Annotated in this window: 19 protein-coding genes and 1 pseudogene; 10 read left to right on the forward strand and 10 right to left on the reverse strand. The window is 62.9% G+C overall.

Annotation, left to right across the window (positions count from 1 at the left end; translation table 11 throughout):
* Window positions 1-3: 3 nt before the first annotated feature.
* Genes DEIPE_RS18970 through DEIPE_RS19005 form a run of 8 tightly spaced genes read left to right on the forward strand, consistent with a single transcriptional unit; the run spans window position 4 to window position 6,901 of the window.
* On the forward strand, window positions 4-1,134 hold the full coding sequence (locus tag DEIPE_RS18970; protein ID WP_015231206.1) for an enolase C-terminal domain-like protein: 1,131 nt from the start codon (window positions 4-6) through the stop codon (window positions 1,132-1,134).
* A gap of 3 nt (window positions 1,135-1,137) precedes the next feature.
* Window positions 1,138-2,151, forward strand: a complete 1,014-nt coding sequence (locus tag DEIPE_RS18975) for a hypothetical protein (protein WP_015231207.1) — start codon at window positions 1,138-1,140, stop codon at window positions 2,149-2,151.
* On the forward strand, window positions 2,141-2,755 hold the full coding sequence (locus DEIPE_RS18980; RefSeq protein ID WP_015231208.1) for a gluconate 2-dehydrogenase subunit 3 family protein: 615 nt from the start codon (window positions 2,141-2,143) through the stop codon (window positions 2,753-2,755). The genes DEIPE_RS18975 and DEIPE_RS18980 overlap by 11 nt, the downstream gene beginning before the upstream one ends.
* Window positions 2,748-4,376, forward strand: a complete 1,629-nt coding sequence (locus tag DEIPE_RS18985; RefSeq protein WP_015231209.1) for a GMC family oxidoreductase — start codon at window positions 2,748-2,750, stop codon at window positions 4,374-4,376. The genes DEIPE_RS18980 and DEIPE_RS18985 overlap by 8 nt, the downstream gene beginning before the upstream one ends.
* A gap of 30 nt (window positions 4,377-4,406) precedes the next feature.
* A complete protein-coding gene (locus DEIPE_RS18990; protein ID WP_015231210.1) occupies window positions 4,407-4,907 on the forward strand; it encodes a DUF1440 domain-containing protein in 501 nt (166 codons plus the stop codon).
* Window positions 4,908-4,955: 48 nt separating this feature from the next.
* The gene (locus DEIPE_RS18995) at window positions 4,956-5,333 is read left to right on the forward strand and encodes a PRC-barrel domain-containing protein (RefSeq protein ID WP_157449086.1); all 378 of its coding nucleotides are present in this window, start codon (window positions 4,956-4,958) and stop codon (window positions 5,331-5,333) included.
* Window positions 5,334-5,391: 58 nt separating this feature from the next.
* Window positions 5,392-6,672, forward strand: a complete 1,281-nt coding sequence (locus DEIPE_RS19000) for a glycoside hydrolase family 1 protein (RefSeq protein WP_015231212.1) — start codon at window positions 5,392-5,394, stop codon at window positions 6,670-6,672.
* The gene (locus DEIPE_RS19005) at window positions 6,644-6,901 is read left to right on the forward strand and encodes a cyclic nucleotide-binding domain-containing protein (protein ID WP_157449087.1); all 258 of its coding nucleotides are present in this window, start codon (window positions 6,644-6,646) and stop codon (window positions 6,899-6,901) included. Before DEIPE_RS19000 ends, DEIPE_RS19005 begins: the two co-directional genes overlap by 29 nt.
* Window positions 6,902-7,070: 169 nt before the next feature.
* On the opposite strand, the pseudogene DEIPE_RS25090 reads toward DEIPE_RS19005, so the two are convergent.
* From DEIPE_RS25090 to DEIPE_RS19050, 10 genes and pseudogenes are all read right to left on the reverse strand, one after another.
* Window positions 7,071-7,838, reverse strand: a pseudogene (locus tag DEIPE_RS25090) (NAD(P)H-hydrate epimerase).
* 126 nt (window positions 7,839-7,964) lie between these two features.
* Entirely contained in the window at window positions 7,965-8,261 is a 297-nt protein-coding gene (locus tag DEIPE_RS19015; protein ID WP_015231214.1) for an EthD family reductase, read from the reverse strand.
* Window positions 8,262-9,136: 875 nt separating this feature from the next.
* A complete protein-coding gene (locus DEIPE_RS25095; RefSeq protein WP_245557671.1) occupies window positions 9,137-10,156 on the reverse strand; it encodes a glycoside hydrolase family 15 protein in 1,020 nt (339 codons plus the stop codon).
* A complete protein-coding gene (locus tag DEIPE_RS25100; protein ID WP_245557672.1) occupies window positions 10,081-10,935 on the reverse strand; it encodes a trehalase-like domain-containing protein in 855 nt (284 codons plus the stop codon). The genes DEIPE_RS25095 and DEIPE_RS25100 overlap by 76 nt, the downstream gene beginning before the upstream one ends.
* Before the next feature lie 704 nt (window positions 10,936-11,639).
* A complete protein-coding gene (locus tag DEIPE_RS19025) occupies window positions 11,640-12,221 on the reverse strand; it encodes a carboxymuconolactone decarboxylase family protein (protein WP_015231215.1) in 582 nt (193 codons plus the stop codon).
* Window positions 12,222-12,251: 30 nt separating this feature from the next.
* A complete protein-coding gene (gene trxA / locus DEIPE_RS19030; protein ID WP_015231216.1) occupies window positions 12,252-12,590 on the reverse strand; it encodes a thioredoxin in 339 nt (112 codons plus the stop codon).
* Window positions 12,587-13,567 carry a thioredoxin-disulfide reductase gene (gene trxB / locus DEIPE_RS19035; protein ID WP_015231217.1) on the reverse strand — a complete coding sequence of 327 codons (981 nt, stop codon included), beginning with the start codon at window positions 13,565-13,567 and terminating at the stop codon, window positions 12,587-12,589. Before trxB ends, trxA begins: the two co-directional genes overlap by 4 nt.
* A gap of 225 nt (window positions 13,568-13,792) precedes the next feature.
* A complete protein-coding gene (locus tag DEIPE_RS19040) occupies window positions 13,793-14,347 on the reverse strand; it encodes a carboxymuconolactone decarboxylase family protein (protein WP_015231218.1) in 555 nt (184 codons plus the stop codon).
* Window positions 14,348-14,575: 228 nt separating this feature from the next.
* The gene (locus DEIPE_RS19045) at window positions 14,576-14,998 is read right to left on the reverse strand and encodes a hypothetical protein (RefSeq protein ID WP_015231219.1); all 423 of its coding nucleotides are present in this window, start codon (window positions 14,996-14,998) and stop codon (window positions 14,576-14,578) included.
* Between the two features lie 3 nt (window positions 14,999-15,001).
* The gene (locus DEIPE_RS19050; RefSeq protein ID WP_015231220.1) at window positions 15,002-15,598 is read right to left on the reverse strand and encodes a YceI family protein; all 597 of its coding nucleotides are present in this window, start codon (window positions 15,596-15,598) and stop codon (window positions 15,002-15,004) included.
* Window positions 15,599-15,873: 275 nt separating this feature from the next.
* Between DEIPE_RS19050 and DEIPE_RS19055 the strand changes: the two genes are divergently transcribed.
* Both DEIPE_RS19055 and DEIPE_RS19060 read left to right on the forward strand, forming a co-directional pair.
* Window positions 15,874-16,449: a TetR/AcrR family transcriptional regulator gene (locus DEIPE_RS19055; RefSeq protein ID WP_015231221.1), complete on the forward strand. Its 576-nt coding sequence runs from the start codon at window positions 15,874-15,876 to the stop codon at window positions 16,447-16,449.
* Between the two features lie 11 nt (window positions 16,450-16,460).
* A complete protein-coding gene (locus DEIPE_RS19060; protein WP_015231222.1) occupies window positions 16,461-17,225 on the forward strand; it encodes a Crp/Fnr family transcriptional regulator in 765 nt (254 codons plus the stop codon).
* Window positions 17,226-17,272 lie beyond the last annotated feature (47 nt).

The following is a 17,272-nucleotide window of genomic DNA, read 5'->3' on the forward strand; positions in this document are numbered from 1 at the left end:
ATCATGTACTCAGGCACGGGCATCCACGAACTCCGCGTCTGCGTGTACGAGGTCCCGACCGACGAACCCGAATCCGACGGGACCTTCGCGTGGGACTCGACGACGCTGGTGGTGGTCCGGGTCCGCTCCGGTGCGGTGTGGGGCCTGGGGTTCACCTACGCGCCAGAGGCGGCGGCGAACCTGATTCGACATCACTTGTGCGAGGTGGTCCTGGCCCGTGACGCACTCGACGTTCCTGGTACGTGGCAGGCGATGCTGCGCCAGGTGCGCAACATCGGCCGGCCTGGCGTGGCGTCCATGGCGATGGCCGCGGTGGACACCGCCTTGTGGGACCTCAAGGCGCGCCTGCTGAACGTGCCACTCGCGCAGCTGCTCGGACGCGCACAGGAGACAGTCGCCGTGTACGGAAGCGGCGGATTCACGTCATACAGCGAGGATCGCTTGCAACGACAGCTCGCTGGCTGGGTGGAACAGGGCCTCAAGCGAGTGAAAATCAAAATAGGCCGCAGTCCGAGTGAAGACCTGAGGCGCGTGCGACTGGCCCGTGACGCGATCGGGGAAGACACGGAACTGTTCGTGGACGCCAACGGTGCGTACGACCGCAAACAGGCGTTGCGGTTCGCGCAGGAATTCGCGCAGCTGGGCGTCACCTGGTTCGAGGAGCCGGTGTCGTCCGATGACCGGGAGGGTTTGCGGCTGCTCCGCGACCGCGCGCCTGCGGGCATGGACATCAGCGCGGGCGAGTATGGGTACAGCGTCTTCTACTTCCGGGACATGCTCGCCGCCGGTGCGGTGGACGTGCTTCAGGCCGACGTGACCCGAGTCGCGGGCATCACGGAATTCCTGCGGGTGGGGGCGCTCTGCTTTGCCCACAACACGCCGCTGTCCGCGCACACCGCGCCCGCCCTGAGCCTTCACGTGTGCACCGCACTTCCAGGCCTGCGGCACCTGGAGTACTTTCATGATCACGTCCGCATTGAGCAGCTGCTCTTCGACGGTGTACGAACACCGCTGGATGGCGCGCTGAGTCCGGATCTCTCGCAGCCCGGCCATGGGCTGAGCCTCAAGGAACGCCACGTGCGACGGTTCCTGGTGCATCAGCACGATGCCCATGCCGATTCGCCAAGGAGGTGATGGGTGAAGCATGACGAAGTAATCCGCACGGAACTGGAGACCGACCCGGGGTGCGGTCATGACCCATACGCCCGACCGAACCTCCAGACCAGTCCTGGCCCGCGTCCCGCTCCACACGAAGCACACACGGCGCGCAAGCGAGGGGTGTTGCTGCGCGCATTGACCTTCGGCGCCACCGGAGGCCTCGCCGGCCTGTTGATCATGCGGAGCCTCAATCAGGAAGGGCCAGGCGCCAACCGCGTTTCCAGGCACTTCTCTGCCGCCGCGACAACGCTGGCATTCAGCATCCTGGCAGACAGCACTATGGAGCATTACCGCGGGGGGTTTCGCAACCGCGTGATGTACGTCGCGCCGACCGTATCCGCACTGACGCTCCTCGCCGGTATCGAGGGTCTCCGTGGCAAGAAGTCGGCGGCCCGCGCGCCGGTGTTCGCTTGCGCCATCGTCACCGGACTGGTCGGCGCGGGCTTTCACACCTTCAACGTCGTGAAGCGCGAAGGGGGCCTGAGCTGGCTGAACGCCTTTTACGGCGCGCCCATCGGCGCGCCGCTCGGCCTGACGTTTGCAGGGCTGGCTGGACTGGCCAGCAATGCCGTGGCCAGAAACAGCGGTCGACTTGACGGACGCTTGGGCCGCCTCACGGCTGTCGGTGCGGCCGTCGGCCTGATGGGTACGGCGGCAGAAGCGGGATTACTGCACTTCCGCGGAGCGTTCCACGATCCTTTCATGTACCTGCCGGTGAGCATCCCACCCCTCGCTGCGTCCGCGTTGATGCTGTCCGCAATGCACCCCGCCCGGGCATCCGCCGCGCGGGTCTTGCTTCAATCGACCGCCGTTCTGGGTTTTGCCGGAATGGGCTTTCACGCGTACGGCGTTCAGCGGAACATGGGCGGCTGGCGCAACTGGAGCCAGATGCTGCAAGGCCCCCCGGTGCCTGCGCCTCCGTCCTTCACGGGCATGGCGCTCGCCGGCCTCGCAGCCCTGTCTCTCCTGAAAGGAGATGAGCATGAACGGTGAGTTCACCAGTCCGTACGTGGGGTACAACGTGCTGGACAAGTGGAACAGCGTGTCATGGAACGATCAGACCCGCAAGGTGCTCTCGCAGCGACTCAACAGCGTTCCAAAGCGGCTTTACCTCACGAAGTACGAGTGGGTGACGCTTGAAGCCATCTGCGGACGCTTAATACCGCAACCCGACCGGCCGCAGCAACCCGTGCCGATTACCCCATGGATTGACCGGAAGTTGCACGAGGACGAGTGGGACGGGTACCGCCAGCCAGACATGCCACCTCCACGGGAAGCCTGGCGGTTGGGCCTGCGTGGCATCAACGAGACCAGCCACGGCAGGCACGGAAAGGATTTCGTGTTCCTCTCGCCGGAGGAGCAGGACACGGTCCTGACCGAAGTGCAGCACGGCCATGTTCAAGGTGGCGCGTGGCAGGACCTGCCGGCCGAGGCGTTCTTCACCAGCGTGCTGGTGCGGACGGTAGTGACGATCTACTACGCGCACCCGGCCGCGTGGAGCGAGATCGGTTTCGGCGGTCCCGCCTCGCCACGAGGGTACGTGCGCCTCGGCGCGGACGAACGCGACCCATGGGAAGCGAAGGCGCGTCATGAGTGACTGTCCACGAGCGGTGAATGGCCAGGCGCCGGATGTGTTCCGCCGTGGCGCGTTCATTCCCATGCGCTCGTACGCTGAGGATGAAGAGGTTGATTTCGTGGTGGTCGGGACGGGCGCCGGTGGGGGGACGCTCGCGTGCAAGCTGGCCGAGGTGGGGTTCACGGTCGTGGCGTTCGACGCGGGACCGTACTGGCGGCCACTGGAGGAGTTCGCTTCGGATGAAGAATCTCAGCGTAAGCTCTTCTGGACGGACAAGCGCCTGACCAGCGGGAACGACCCGATCGAGTTGGGCAGCAACAACAGTGGCAAAAGCGTCGGGGGAAGCACCGTGCACTTCACGATGGTCTCGTTGCGCTGGCGACCTGAATGGTTCCAGTCACGCACGCGGCGCGGGTACGGTCATGACTGGCCCTTGACGTACGAGCAGTTGGAGCCCTATTACCGTGAGGTGGAGGCCGCGCTGAAAATCAGCGGGCCGGTGCGGTACCCGTGGGGTCCGAAACGCGGAGCGTACCCGTACCGCCCACACGAGGTGAACGCGTCGGGTCTGGTGCTCGCCAGGGGTGCGAAAGCCATGGGCATCGCCTGGGCACCCACGCCGCTCGCGACACTGTCCGCCCCGCACGGGGAGGCGCACCCCTGCGTGTACCGCGGGTTCTGCAAGCACGGCTGCTCCACCAACGCCAAGCAGTCCGCCCTCGTCACCTGGATTCCCCGGGCCGTTGAGGCCGGAGCGGAAATTCGTGACCTCGCGATGGTCGGGCGGATCGAGATGCAAGGCGGGCGCGCCACTGGAGTGCAGTATCACCGCTCAGGGGAGTGGCGACACCAACGCGCCCGGAACGTGGTGCTGGCCGCGTACAGCATCGAGACGCCACGTCTGCTGCTGAACTCGGCCACGAGTGACTTCCCGGATGGACTGGCCAACAGCAGTGGCCTGGTCGGGAAGGGTTTGATGGTTCACAGCAACCACGCGGTGTGGGGTACCATGCCCGAGGAAATCCGCTGGTACAAAGGCCCTCCCGGCATGGCCGTCACCGAGCACTGGAACTACACCGATGAAGGCAAGGACTTCCCGGGAGGGTACTGCTTTCTCAGCCAGGGACCTCTGCCAGTGGACTGGGCGCACAGCGTCACCGCGAATCGTGGTTTGTGGGGCATGGCGTTGCGTCAGGAGATGACGAAGTACAACCACATGGCGGGCCTGAAGATCGTCGGGGAAGTCGAGCCGCAGGACACGAACCGCGTGGAGGTGGTGGATGAGGTGGACCAGTACGGCCTGCGCATCCCGAAAGTCACGTTCTCGTATTCAGACAACGACCGCAAGCTCACACGGCACGCGGTGAATTTCATGCGGCAGACGCTTTCCGCCGCAGGTGGATCGAACGTGTGGAGCGAGGACGGCACCGCTCACCTGATGGGAGGCTGCCGGATGGGCTCATCACCAGCGAACAGCGTGGTGAACGCGGACGGTCGAACATGGGACATTCCGAATCTGTGGGTGTGTGACGGCGCGCTGTTCTCGACTGGTGGCGGGGTGAACCCGTCTCTGACCATTCAGGCGCTCGCGTGCCGGATGGGCGAAAGACTTCAGGAACTCGGACGGCAAGGTGCGCTTTGAGCGCAGCTGAGGAAAGGACAAGGGATACGGATGATCAAGGAGCGTAACGTGCTGGTCGAAGCGGCCCTGGGTGCGCTCGCCGGCGCAGCGGCGGCGTGGGTGATGGGGAAAGTCACGTCCTATTTGTATGAGCACGAAGACCAGCAGGCCCGTGAGCGGGAAGACGCAGCACGGGATGGAAAGATGGCGTACGGCGTCGCAGCAGAAAAAGTCGCGGAACTGACGGGCCGGGAACTCGACGAAGATCAGCGGCAGCAGTACGGCTCCGCGATTCACTGGGCGCTCAGCCTGGGAGCCGGCGCGGCGTACGGGGTGATGCGTGACGCCGTTCCGCTGGCCGGCTGGTCGAAAGGACTGCTGTTCGGCGCGGTGTTCTGGCTTTCGGTGGACGAGGTGGGAAGCGCTGCGCTTGGACTGACCAAGCCACCGCAGGCGTTTCCCTGGCAGGCGCACGCGCGCGGACTGGCAGGGCACCTGGTCTTCGGTATCGCGACGGAAGCCTGCTTCCAGCTCTTCGACGCTCATGAATAAGGAACGGGGTGGTGGCTCGTGAGCAGCGGTATGAGCCGAGAAGGCCAGGTGAGGAACGAAGTGCAGAAAGGCAGCAGTCAGGCGCCCCCGAGGGTGGTGCGGCTGGACGCTCCTCGCCTTCCCAAGGGCCTGCTGGCGTTGAGTGCCTGCACCATCGAGCACGCGGCGCCCCTTCTGAACTGGCTGTTTCGTCGGGTGTACGACCGCGCGGGCGCTGAGCTGGGAGTGATCGGTGAAGTGTACCTGCACGCTGGTTCGTGGCGGATTCAGTGGCTGGAAGTCGTGGGGCGCTGTGCTGCAGGGGCCTGCGGTGAAACCTTTCTGATTCCCGTGGGTTGGGTGCAAGAAGAACATGGCCGTAATGTGATTCTGCGCGTGGAGCGTCGTGAGTTGAGCGCTCAGAAGCCGCAGGACAACGCCTCATGAACGGGAGACGCCAGCACCGTCTTGTGCTGTCGCAAGCCCTCCGGGCGGGTGCGTCTGAATGAACTACTTCATGTTCGCGACCGGAATCGAGAATTCCTACCCGACCATCCAGGGTGGCAGAGTGCGCATGGATGAGATGGAGAGATGCCGTCATTACGAGTTGTGGCGTCGGGATTTCGAGCTTGTGCAGGAACTCGGCATCGACTTCCTGCGCTACGGGCCGCCGATCCATCACACCTGGCTTGGACCGGACCGGTACGACTGGAGTTTCGCTGACGAGACGTTCAGTGACCTTCGGCGGCGCCGAATCACACCCATCGTGGATTTGTGCCATTTTGGCGTCCCTGACTGGTTGGGCAACTTCCAGAATCCGGATTTCCCGGAGCAGTACGCGCGGGCCTTCGCGCTTCGTTACCCGTGGGTGCAGCTGTTCACGCCCGTCAATGAGATGTACATCTGCGCGTTGTTCAGCGCCAAGTACGGCTGGTGGAATGAGCAGCTCAGCAGTGATGCCGCGTTCGTCACGGCCCTCAAGTTCATCGTGAAGGCGAACGTCCTGGCGATGCGTGAAATCCTGACGGTACGACCGGATGCCATCTTCATTCAAAGTGAGTCGAGCGAGTACTTTCACGCGCAAAACCCGGCCGCGATCGGTCCGGCGGAATTCATGAACGCCGTGCGCTTCCTTTCACTCGACCTGAATTACGGGTACCGGGTGTGTAGCGACATGTACGAGTACCTGCTCGATCATGGCATGACGCGTGCGGAATACCACTTTTTCCTGGAGCAGAACCTCAAGCATCACTGCATTCTGGGCAACGACTATTACGCCACCAACGAACACCTGGTACGCCCGGACGGTCACACCGAGTGGGCAGGTGAGATTTACGGGTATTCGGTCATCACCAGTCAGTACTGCGCGCGCTACCGCCTGCCGGTCATGCACACCGAAACGAACCTGCTGCAAGGACCGCTGGGCACGGAAGCAGTCACCTGGCTGCACAAACAGTGGGCGAACGTGTTGCGCGTTCGTAATGACGGCTTGCCCATCGTGGGCTTCACGTGGTACTCGCTGACCGACCAGGTGGATTGGGACACGGCGCTGCGTGAGAATAACGGGCAGGTGAATGCGCTGGGTCTGTTTGATCTTGACCGCAACATCCGCCCGGTCGGTCAGGCCTATCAGCAACTCATCGCAGAGTGGAAGGAGGTGCTGCCCACCCAGAGCGTGGTGCTGGCGTTGCCGGTCGGTCCACCCTGGCAGCAGCAGGAAGGCAGGCTCAGCGACGTGAAGGACAGTGCAGGTGAACGTGAGCGCCGCTGTATCAAGGCAGGTTGACCGCAGCCTGGAGCGGCTGGAACTCGACGTGAACCAGGCCGACCTTACCAGTCTCGCCCGCATGATCCGCCGGATGACCACAGAGACCATCAGCCGCTTGAGAAAACAGGGTCTCCTGCGCGGTTCCCGCGGAAAGAACCAGGTGGCTGTCGCAGGCCTGGAACGCCTGGTGCATGGTGAGCGACGCACACCCCATAAAGCAGGCGCGGGCTCCAGCCTGCCAACCTGAAAGGCACCGGACGCCTCGCTCATCCTGGCGCGACACCGGTGAGGAGTGGTCCTCAGCCCCATCCACTTGACCCTTTCGTGCTCTGCCTGCGTCACCCTGACCACCAAAGTGGACTTCAGATACCCGCGCGAGTGCATCTCCAGGAGCGGTCAGGTAAACGCAGGTCGTTTCACGCGCGCTTCAGGGGCAGCGGCCGTAACCGCACCCAGAAGCGCCGGCCGAACGGAGAGCGGATGGGGACGCCGATCGCCTCTTTGTACACCTGCGGTGGTATTCCCAGGTCCGCCAGGAACAGCACGCCCGTCGGAACGACAGCCAGCCCGGTTTTCGGTAAGGCCAGGGTGAGGGTCACGGCAGGACGAATCACTGCTCCTGGAGTGGTGCCAGTCGTGGCGTTCGCTCCTGATGGAAGGTCGAGTGACACCGTGGGCGCATCACAGGCATTCGCCCAGTCGATCATCGTCTCCACGACACCTCGCGGTGAAGTCGTCAGGCCATAACCGATCAAGGCATCCAGGATCAGCGTCGGCTGCAGGGCAGCAAGGTCAGGGGCTCGCACTTCGCGTCCCGAGGTGCGCGCAAACATTTAATGTTGCCGGTGTGCCGCACCCGTCAGCCTGGCAGGATCGGCGATGCACAGCAGGACCTCCCGCACCCGGACGGTCAGGTGGCGTGCTGCGCAAATGCCTCCTCCGCCGTTCCCGCCACCGCCTGCCAGCACCAGCACGGAAGCGTCAGCGAAACGGTCACCCAGTTCTCCCAGCGTCACCTCTGCCAGTGAACGGCCCGCGTTTTCCATCATCTGCAGGAGCGAGGGGCTTTGCTCCTGCAGGGTGACACGGTCCACCTCACGCATCTGCTCAGCCGTGACGGCCGGTACCGGTACGCGCTCCTCCGTTTCGAATGGCCAGACGAGCGCGTGATCCGGCTCAGTCATCCGCAGCGACCAACAGGGTGTTGCGTCTTTCCGGGAGAAGCGCCCTGAGGTCTCAGGCCATGACAGCCCTCACGCGACACCACTTCACGACCAGCTTCACCACAACCTTGCAACGCGCGTCGCACGTTATACCGGGTAGTGCAGCAAGGTCGCCCCTTTCGGGGGAAAGTGAGGAATGTCCGCGGCAGTCTGAGCGCCCGCTTCGGACGGCAGGGCAGCCTGGAGTGCGTCCTCATCGCTGAAGTCAATTTCAGCAATCAGGAAATAAGGCGCCGGGGCAGGTCCGACCGGGCTGACCTGCCCGTAGCTGACTCCGAGGATGCCCGGCATCTTCGCGGCCAGTGGAAGGTGTTGTTTCTGGTCGTCATCCATGAATGCAGCGGGATCATCCGGGTGGGGGTACATTACGATCAGTCTTTGCATCACTCCTCCTCTGTCTCTGCTCAGATTCTCCTCCTGCGCGGCAGGCTCGTGGCCGGCAGGAAGCGGAGCGTGTCAGCTTGCTGGCGGAGCTCTTCGGGCTCCCCTAGTGGAAGCCTTAGTTGTGGTTGTATCTCACACCCAGCGAACCTGGTGTCGTACAGAGAACACACCAGCCACAAAGAACCCCTGGGCCTGGAGGTCACAAAGACACGCGGTGGGGCTGCCCTCGCGCACACCTCGCGAGGTGTGCGGGACAGATCCCGCTGTAGGTGCACAGTATTGCTGCACCGGCGCCATGGAGGGTTGTCGGGTGTCCGCTCGGTATGGCGAGTCCGTCTGCTACCCGGAATTGTGCGGTGGCACGGTGGACGCTACGGTGCAGCGGGGGTCCGTGTTTCCGATCGTGTCGTCACCCCCTCAAGCCCAGGCAGTCCTTGCCGGAGTGAGTGCGGCGGCACTGGCCCCGATCGGAGCACGGAAAGCCTGGCGGCTGAAGCCCGGACGCATCCCTGCTTGTCGTCGTCACCGAAGTGCTCGTCAACTTCGCTCGTGATGCTGGCAGTCATGAGCAACGCAGCATCGGGTCATGCGGCGGCGTCACGCGACCGGTCAAGTCACCCAGCAGGCTCGGGAGGTGGCCTCGCGTCCGTTGCTTTGACGCGGAAGCCCGCAAGACCAGCCTCAGCCCATCGCGGGCCAAGCGTCGTTCCGCGGACCGGGCTGCCAGGTTCATGTGACCTTGCATGATGAGTTCAGGTGCGTGACGTCAGCGGAGGTACCAGTCTGCCTGAACTTCAAGGATTTGCCCTTGCTGAGCTCGCCGTAGCGGGATGCTGGAGTGGGGCCTGTGCTCCGTGAAGGCCAGACGCGCTTTTTCATGTCGGCTGCTTATGATCATCCTGTTCTTGCTGCAGGGCGGCACGCAAGTCGATTGCCGCGCCGATCAACGCGGCGTGCACGAAGGTCTGCGGGTAGTTTCCGAGCGGCTCACACGACGTCGGGTCTGCCTCTTCGGCAAGCAGACCCAGGTCGCTGGCGTAACGCAGTGCAGCGTCCATGATCTCCTGGGCTTTGCCCACATCACGCATCACCCAGTACTGCGCAACCCAGAACGTTCCCGCCAGGAAAGCGCCTTCCCTGCGTGCCTGCTCGCCGTTCAGATGACGCCAGTACAGATGGCCCTGACAGGAGTCACGCTCCAGGACCTGCATCGTCACGAGCAACTCCGGAGCGTCCGGCTCGCAGTACCCCCAAACGGGAAACAAGGCTGCCGTCACGTCCACGCCCTCGCTTCCCGCCATGTACGCGTACGCTCCTTCACGGGTCAAGCCATGCTTGCGCACCCAGGCGCGGATCTCACCCGCCGCGCCCAGCGAGCCGTCACGCTGCTCCGCGGTGTTCGAGTACTCGCTGAGGTACTCCAGCGCGCAAGCTGCCAGGACTTTCCCGGCCACGTACGGCTGCTTGCTTCGTTCTTCCCAAATGCCGTAATCATCCTCCTGCCAGTGCCGGCTGAGGAAATCTGCGAGGCGCTCCACCACCGGCCAATGCTCCCGTGTGCCGAAGCGCTGGTAGATCAGTTTCGCTGCGAGCAGCACGTTGCCGTACGCGTCAAGCTGCAGCTGACCACGCGCGCCATTTCCAATCCGCACCGGGCGGCTGTTCAGGAAGCCTGCCAGGTCGAGCTCCTCTTCTACGGGAGGATCCTGCCCGTCCAGAGACAAAAACGGCACGAGGGGCAAGCCATTCTCGCGGGGCGCGTACCCGCAGATGAAATTCAGGAACGCGCGTCCTTCCGTGCCTTCTCCACCAACGCGCGTCAAGGCGCCGACCACCATCGCTGCGTCCCGCAGCCACACGTACCGGTAATCCCAGTTGAGCGTCCCGCCCGGCACTTCGGGAAGGCTGGTGGCGGCGCGGCAATCGTGCCACCACTGTCATGGTGCGTGAGCATCCGCAGTGCCCGCAGGGACGCGCGCACTGCTTCTTCGTACGGGCCATGATACGTGGCGTGCGTCGTCACGCCCTCCCAAGCTTCGAGGGTGTGGGCCTTCCACCGGCTCACCAGCTCCCAATCGACGTGCTCCAACCGCTGGTCACTCAAAAATGCCCAAGCCGGTTCATCCTGGGGCACGCAGAGCACGACCGCTTGACCTTCAAGCTGCAGCGGATGCGAGGCGTACAGCCAGACACACGCGTCCACCCGCACGGCGTTTCCTTCCCGCATCAGCACCGCGCTGCGCCGTGCGTAATCGGGAGCGGCGTGCAAGAGCAGCTGGTAGGGACGGGGAGCTCGAGAGAACACGCGGCACAGGCCACGTGGAATCCCCTCACCGAATGGCAGGAAGTCCGTGATGACCAACTCATCGTCGCTCACTTGCAGGCGAGACTCGAGGATGGCGCTGTCCGACAGGTACCGGCGTCCGGCGGGCACGCTGTGCGGCAAATCAATGCGCCATGAGCCGCCGCGCTGCTCATCCAGCAATCGCGCGAAGAGTGACGGTGCATCAAAACGCGCCGGGCAATACCAGACGATTTCACCCAAAGGCGTGACGAGCGCGCTGGTGCGGCGGTCGCTGAGCAGACCCAGGTCACGAATCTGAAGGTCTGGCAGCGCGCCCTGAAGCTCGCCTTCGCGTGACCTGATCATGTTCGTTGCTGGCTGGTTGTTCATGCTGACCTCTGATCTTCATTCAGGCTACGGGGTACGGATGCCTGGACGTGTCAAGTCCACGACGAAATGGTGGAACACTCAAGGGAAGATGTAAGCTGAAGCGCCATGAATGCGGATTTCTGGCGAACGTATCTTGGCACTCCGCGTTCAGGGCTCTCCTCTCTGGCAGACGGGCGAGTCACGAGCACGACGAGACGGGAAACGATCAGAGCCCAAAGGGTACATACATTTGGCGCCTCGAACAAACCGCCTCCTGCCCTCTGAAAGCGTCAGGATACTCACGTCAGGGCCGACCGGATCCTGCGGGGCAAAAGCACACAGCAGCTCACCCTGCTGTCAGGGAAGACAGCTCACCGGAAGGAAGCGTCGTCGGGTAACGGCATGACGCAGCCGAATCACGCGCATGCGGAGAACTCCAGCTGGCTTGACCTGCTCGACTGGCGCTGGCAAGTCACGACCTGTATCGTCAGGTCCGCAGCGTCCTTCCGATCGATCCGCTTCCCGCGCACGAAAGATGGCGGATGGTCCGCAATGACCTGTTCGGGAACCACTCACAGGCACCGCTCTCTCGGACCACCAAGCAGGGACACCGGGAACTGCCCCTCTGGCCTCGCCGTATGAAGCCCTTCACGTCCATCGCACGTGAAGGGCTTCACATTGTATTCATCCTGACTGAAGGGATGCGCTGTGTCTCTCCAGCCAGCTCAGGTAACGGGCTCACCACGCCACTCGCGCGAACTGAACGCCTCGTCGAGCGGGGTGTTAAAGACATGGTTGGCGTAGTTGCTGATGGTCTTCACGGCAATCGCCAGGATCACGTCGAGGATATGCTGCTCACTGTACCCGGCGTCGAAAAAGGCCTGGGCAGCCGCCTGGTCCGGTCGGCCACGCGTGTCGTGCATGACCCGCACGAAGGTGCGCAGCGCCTCGAGCCGGGCGTCCGGGATGGGCCGGCCGTCACGAATGGCGTCGGTGACCTCCGTGGGAACCTTGGACATCTGGTCGGCGATGAAACTGTGCACACTGGTGCAGTACTCGCAGCTATTTTCGCGGCTGAGTGTCAGAAAGACGACTTCCTGCTCGACCGGGTTCAGGCGTGAGGACTTGCGCAAGTGGTCGTAGCCGTTCAGGTAGGTTTCGAGCAGCCCAGGGTGGTTGGCCATCAAGAGGTACATGTTGGGCAGCCGCCCGACCTGTCGCTTGGCGCGCTCGAGCACTTCGCGCGCTTCGGGTTCGGCGTTTTCGAGGGTAACCTGGGGAAGCTGAAGGTGATAAGGCTTGCTCACGCTTTCCTTTCCGTTGCTCTGGTGTGGTGTTCAGCCTTGAGGGGAGGCACCGAGGTGCTGGTCGAGCATCTGGGCGATCGCGCGCTTGGGATGAGCGCCGATCACAGCGTCAACCGGCTGGCCGTCTTTCAGCAGCAGCAGTGTCGGGATGCCCTGGATGCCGAACTCGGCGGCCATCCGTGGGTTTTCGTCCACGTTGATCTTGGCGACCTGCACGCGTCCGGCGTACTCCCCGGCGAGTTGCTCGACGATCGGCCCGACGGTGCGGCAGGGTCCGCACCAGGGCGCCCAGAAATCCACCAGCGTCAGGCCGTTGGCGGTGGTGTCGTTGAAGGTATCGTCGGACAGCACAGTGGGTGTAACGCTCATAAGGTGACCTCGTCTTGCTCTTGCTCTTCTCGTGTTGCCACTTCTTGAACTTCCAGGTGGGCAAGCATGCGCTCGGCGCTCATGGCGGCGCGGGTTCCGGCACCGACGCTGGTGGCGAGCTGGCGGTAGGAGTAGTCACTGACGTCCCCGGCCGCGAAGACCCCCGGCACCGAGGTGAAGATCTCGTCGTTGACCTCCACATACCCGTCATCACGCAGTTTCACCAGCTCACCCAGAAAACCGGTGTTCGGCTCATGACCGATGAACACGAATACCCCGTCCGTGGCCATCTCCTGCACTTCACCGCTCTTGAGGTTGCGCACCCTCACCCCGGTGACCGCCTGGTCACCCAGCACTTCCTCCACGGCACTGTCCCAGACGAACTTCATCTTGGGATTGGAAAAGGCCCGCGCCTGCGCCACCTTGTTGGCCCGCAGGGTGTCACGGCGGTGAATGACCGTCACGGTGTCGGCGAACTTGGTCAGAAAGAGGCCTTCTTCGATGGCGGCGTCTCCCCCACCGATTACCACCACCTGTTTGCTCCGGTAGAAGAAGCCGTCGCAGGTGGCGCAGGTGCTGACCCCCCGCCCCCAGTAGAGTTCCTCTCCGGGAATGCCCAGCCGTTTGGGATTGGCCCCCGTGGCGATGATCACCGCGCGGGCCGTGTAGTTCGCTTCGTAGCCTTTGATCACAAAGCCCTGGGCGGAGCGCTCGATACCCTCCACCTCGTCCATCTCCAGGGTGGCGCCGAACTTCTCGGCCTGCTGCACCATGCGCTGGGACAGTTCCATGCCGCTGATGGGATCCGGGAAGCCCGGGTAGTTCTCGACTTCTTCGGTCTGGGCGATCTGCCCGCCCGGCTGGCCTTTTTCGAGGATCAGGGTGCTCAGGCTGCCCCGTCCGGTGTAGATCGCCGCCGTCAATCCGGCCGGTCCTCCGCCGATGATCACCACGTCGTATTCATGAATTGCACGCATGTTGCTCCTGAGTGTGGACGCTCCGGGTCAGCGGCTGGAGGCTCGCTGCTCAGGGAGTCAGGGATGTGGCTAACGCCTGGCGGGGATCAGTGAAGGCTGATGTTGATTTCATCTGGCTGCTGCGAGAGGTTGCTCCAAAAACGCGCCAACATTCCATTCCCGCCTGATCGTCCTTTCTCAAGGGCTCGCTTTCCTCGAATGACTTCAGGCTCCTCATGGAAGGGCTCAATCGGCGGCGCTGCTGAGTGGCGGGGCGTGCGGGAAGTCGATGTCGGTGTCGGCGACATTGTTGAGGTAGTTGGTGAGGATGTTGTAGGCGACATTCACCGTTATCTCGACGATCTCTTCGTCGTTATAACCGGCGTCACGGATTGCCTGAAGATCCATGTTGGTGACGCGCCCACGTTGCTCGACGATGGCCTGGGCGAAACCCAGGGCCGCCTGAACTTTCGGGTCACTGGCTTGACCCTGACGGGCTTGCCGGACGTTCTGGTCGTCAAGCCCACGCATTTTTCCCAGCATGCTGTGCGCGGCGAGGCAGTAATCGCAACCGTTCGCCTGCGCGACGACCAGGGCGATCTGTTCACGCAGTTGAGGGCTGAGAGTTCCGCTCTGCACGCCGTTCCCGAAGCCGAGGTAGCCGTTGAGCGCCGCGGGCGATTGCGCGAAGGTGGTGACGAGGTTGGGGAGTTTTCCGCCCATTTTGCTTTTGACGGTGTAGAGGGTCTGCTGAAGTTCAGGGCTGGCCGTTTCCGGGTTGATGGGGCTGATGCGTGGCATGTCGTGCTCCTTTTCGGTTTGGGAGGTGGGCTTTCGGGGCTGTCAGGCTTCTCGAGGGTTTTGAAGTAGACCAGTCGACTTGAATGTGGGTCGGTCCGTTCCATGAACACCTGATCTGCAGCCTGCCTGAGGAGCGGGTGGTCTTGTGTCGCGCATACGACATGCGCAGGACATGGAGTGGCCGCCGCGGCGTCGCCTACCTGGGGAGCGACTATCAGGCAGGCGATCTCACCTTATGCCTGCTCTGGCCACCGCGACTTTTCGCCGTGGCCACCACAAGGCTGCACCCAGCACAAAAAGGCCCAAGGTCCCCAGCAACAGCAGATCTCGAATGAAACCCACGGTTTTCGCCTGCAAAGGGTAAAGCTGGTGTTCTCGCAGGTATTGCTCGCTCACCAGCCGAGACCCAGCCGGACCACGTCCGGGCAGAAACGCCTGCTCGTCACGGATGATCAGCAGCTGCGGCGAACCGATCAGGGTACCCTGCCCAGAATCTCCGAACAGCGACGCGCTCCCGGTCGTGCCGGGCTCAACACGCTGTACGAGCTGCGCACCTCGGGTGGTGAACACCGCACCGACGAGGATACTGACAGCGAGTATCAGCGCGGTCATCATCATGACGAACCCGAAGCGAGGCAGAAATCTGCGCATGCCTTATTTGTTGCTGGCGATGAATTTCACCGTGAGCGGGACGACGTCATTGACACGTCCCACGTTGACGGCCGCATTCCTGACGCCGTAATCGCTGAGTTTGACATTGAATTTCGCGACCACCGCGACCACGTCTCCTTTGGCTCCAACCGCCCTGGTGGCCTCGTTTGCGGGAGTGTAGCGTACAGTGGCGTCCGCCGTGACAGGCCGGGTCACGCCGTTCATGGTGACGCTGCCCTGCACGCGGTACCGGTCGCCTTCCAGGTGACGGACGCTCGTCGTCGTGAATTTGACTTCCGGGCGGGCATCGAAGTTGAACCAGTCTTTGCCGCGCATGTGCTCGTTGCGCAGGGTGAGGCCCGTGTCGATGCTGCTGGCGTCGATCAGTACTGAACCGCTGCCGCTCTTCGCCTGGGGATCAAAGCTGAGGGTTCCGCTGAGTTTGTTGGTCCGTCCGGTGAAGTTCTCCACCGCCGTTTCGTTCTCGACAATCAGTACGTTCTGCGCTTCGTTCTCGGAGAGGATCTTGAAGGTCTGCGGTGCTGCCAAGGCGAGCGAGAGGGTACCAGTGAGCGTCAAGGTCAAGGCGTATCGTTTCATATGAACCTCCTGACGGCCGGCAAGCAGGCCGCGTGGTGATGTGCTGATCTGGCGGTCAGCTTGTCATTCCTCCCTTGGGCCTTGTGTAAAACACACGACACGGGTCTATGACGCTTTCCTTGCCTGACAGGTGCGCCCCTGCGTGCCTCACCGCTCCTGGGAAAGAGCTGGTTCGATCGACTCCACCGCACTGGTCACGGGTCAAACTGTCATCTCTGGGTTGTCATCATCAGGATTATCTGATCAAGTAAACTGGTCTACTCCAGGAGGACTTCATGGCCCGACGAGAAACACACCAGCACATCCTTCAGGCCGGTTTGCAGCTGGCCCGCAACCGCGGGTATCACGACACCGGGATCAACGACGTCCTTGCTGCTGCCGGCGTACCGAAAGGTTCCTTCTACCATTACTTCAGCAGCAAGGAGGATTTTGCCCGGGAGCTGTTGCAGCACTACAACGCCGCAGCACTGACGGTTTTCAAGGCACATCTGAGTGATGAAACGCTGTCGCCGCGGACACGGCTGAAGGTGCTGTTCGGAACGCTGGGCCCGCAACTCGAACAGGACGGAGGCTGTCTGCTCGGTCACTTCAGCCAGGAGATGGGTGGCGTCAGTGACACGCTGGCTCACGCCTGCAGCGAAGCCCTGCAGGCACAGCAGCAGCTCGTCATCCAGTGCCTGCTCGACGGTCAGGAACGCGGCGACATCACACGTGACGTTGATGCCTCCGCACTCGCTGCGTCACTGCTCGACGCCTGGCAGGGCGCGCTGATGCGTATGAAAACCAGCCGCAACCATGCACCACTGGAGAACTTTCTGACGCTGTACTTCGATCATTTCCTCAAACCCTGACTCAGGAGCGTATGCGACACCTCAACCACCACCTGCTCAGCCTGCTGGGCCTCCGTCCGGCAGACCCGCCGCCCGTGCGAGCCTGGGCCGTGAAGGGCGCTCGCTGGAGTGAGCAGCTCACCGAAACTGAACTTCACGCCGTCGGCGCCATCTGTCCCCACCGGCCCTACCGCCGTGGTGAGCACGTCTTTCGCCAAGGTGATGCCGCCGCGTACCTCTACGTGCTGATCGAAGGACACGTGAAACTTTCCACCCCCAGCTGGTTGGGGAGCGAGCGCGTCATGCACGTCTGCGGTCCGGATGACTTCTTCGGCGAGAACTTCCTCACGCAGGCCGAAAGTTGCGCTGCGGACGCCCTGGTAGTCAGCGAGCGAGCACTGATCTGCCCGATCAGCCGTGAGCAGTTCATGACCGTCGTCCGTGAAGTTCCCAGTGCCGCCCTCGCCTTCGCGGCCGCGCTCGCGCACCGCAATGCAGAGCTCGAAACGAAACTCGGCGTCATGAGCCAGCCCGTGCAGGCGAGGCTGGCTCATGTCATGATCGAACTCGCCCAGCGTCTCGGTACGCCCACGGAGAACGGCACGTACCAGCTGCAGGTGGAACTGCGTCACGACGAACTCGCCAGCCTCGCCGGTACCAACCGTGTCAGCGCTACGCACGCACTGAGCTTGTGGCGCAAGCGTCAACTCGTCAAAGGCACCCGCGGACACTACCAAGTCAATGTTATCGGGCTCCAGCAGCTCGTCGAGGAGCTGGAACTCGAAGCATTCAAGTGAAACCCTCAGCGTTCGCCGTGAAGGCAGGTTTCGTCCGCGCATCGATA

Origin of the sequence: Deinococcus peraridilitoris DSM 19664 (assembly GCF_000317835.1) — a bacterium.
In the GTDB taxonomy this organism is placed as follows: domain Bacteria; phylum Deinococcota; class Deinococci; order Deinococcales; family Deinococcaceae; genus Deinococcus_A; species Deinococcus_A peraridilitoris.

Excerpts from the sequence above, each read along its gene's own strand:
- DEIPE_RS18970 (WP_015231206.1), top strand. The coding sequence starts at position 4 with ATGTACTCAGGCACGGGCATCCACGAACTCCGCGTCTGCGTGTACGAG.
- DEIPE_RS18980 (WP_015231208.1), top strand. The coding sequence starts at position 2,141 with ATGAACGGTGAGTTCACCAGTCCGTACGTGGGGTACAACGTGCTGGAC.
- DEIPE_RS18985 (WP_015231209.1), top strand. The coding sequence starts at position 2,748 with ATGAGTGACTGTCCACGAGCGGTGAATGGCCAGGCGCCGGATGTGTTC.
- DEIPE_RS18990 (WP_015231210.1), top strand. The coding sequence starts at position 4,407 with ATGATCAAGGAGCGTAACGTGCTGGTCGAAGCGGCCCTGGGTGCGCTC.
- DEIPE_RS19000 (WP_015231212.1), top strand. The coding sequence starts at position 5,392 with ATGAACTACTTCATGTTCGCGACCGGAATCGAGAATTCCTACCCGACC.
- DEIPE_RS19015 (WP_015231214.1), bottom strand. The coding sequence starts at position 8,261 with ATGCAAAGACTGATCGTAATGTACCCCCACCCGGATGATCCCGCTGCA.
- DEIPE_RS25100 (WP_245557672.1), bottom strand. The coding sequence starts at position 10,935 with ATGAACAACCAGCCAGCAACGAACATGATCAGGTCACGCGAAGGCGAG.
- trxA (WP_015231216.1), bottom strand. The coding sequence starts at position 12,590 with ATGAGCGTTACACCCACTGTGCTGTCCGACGATACCTTCAACGACACC.
- trxB (WP_015231217.1), bottom strand. The coding sequence starts at position 13,567 with ATGCGTGCAATTCATGAATACGACGTGGTGATCATCGGCGGAGGACCG.
- DEIPE_RS19040 (WP_015231218.1), bottom strand. The coding sequence starts at position 14,347 with ATGCCACGCATCAGCCCCATCAACCCGGAAACGGCCAGCCCTGAACTT.
- DEIPE_RS19045 (WP_015231219.1), bottom strand. The coding sequence starts at position 14,998 with ATGCGCAGATTTCTGCCTCGCTTCGGGTTCGTCATGATGATGACCGCG.
- DEIPE_RS19050 (WP_015231220.1), bottom strand. The coding sequence starts at position 15,598 with ATGAAACGATACGCCTTGACCTTGACGCTCACTGGTACCCTCTCGCTC.
- DEIPE_RS19055 (WP_015231221.1), top strand. The coding sequence starts at position 15,874 with ATGGCCCGACGAGAAACACACCAGCACATCCTTCAGGCCGGTTTGCAG.
- DEIPE_RS19060 (WP_015231222.1), top strand. The coding sequence starts at position 16,461 with ATGCGACACCTCAACCACCACCTGCTCAGCCTGCTGGGCCTCCGTCCG.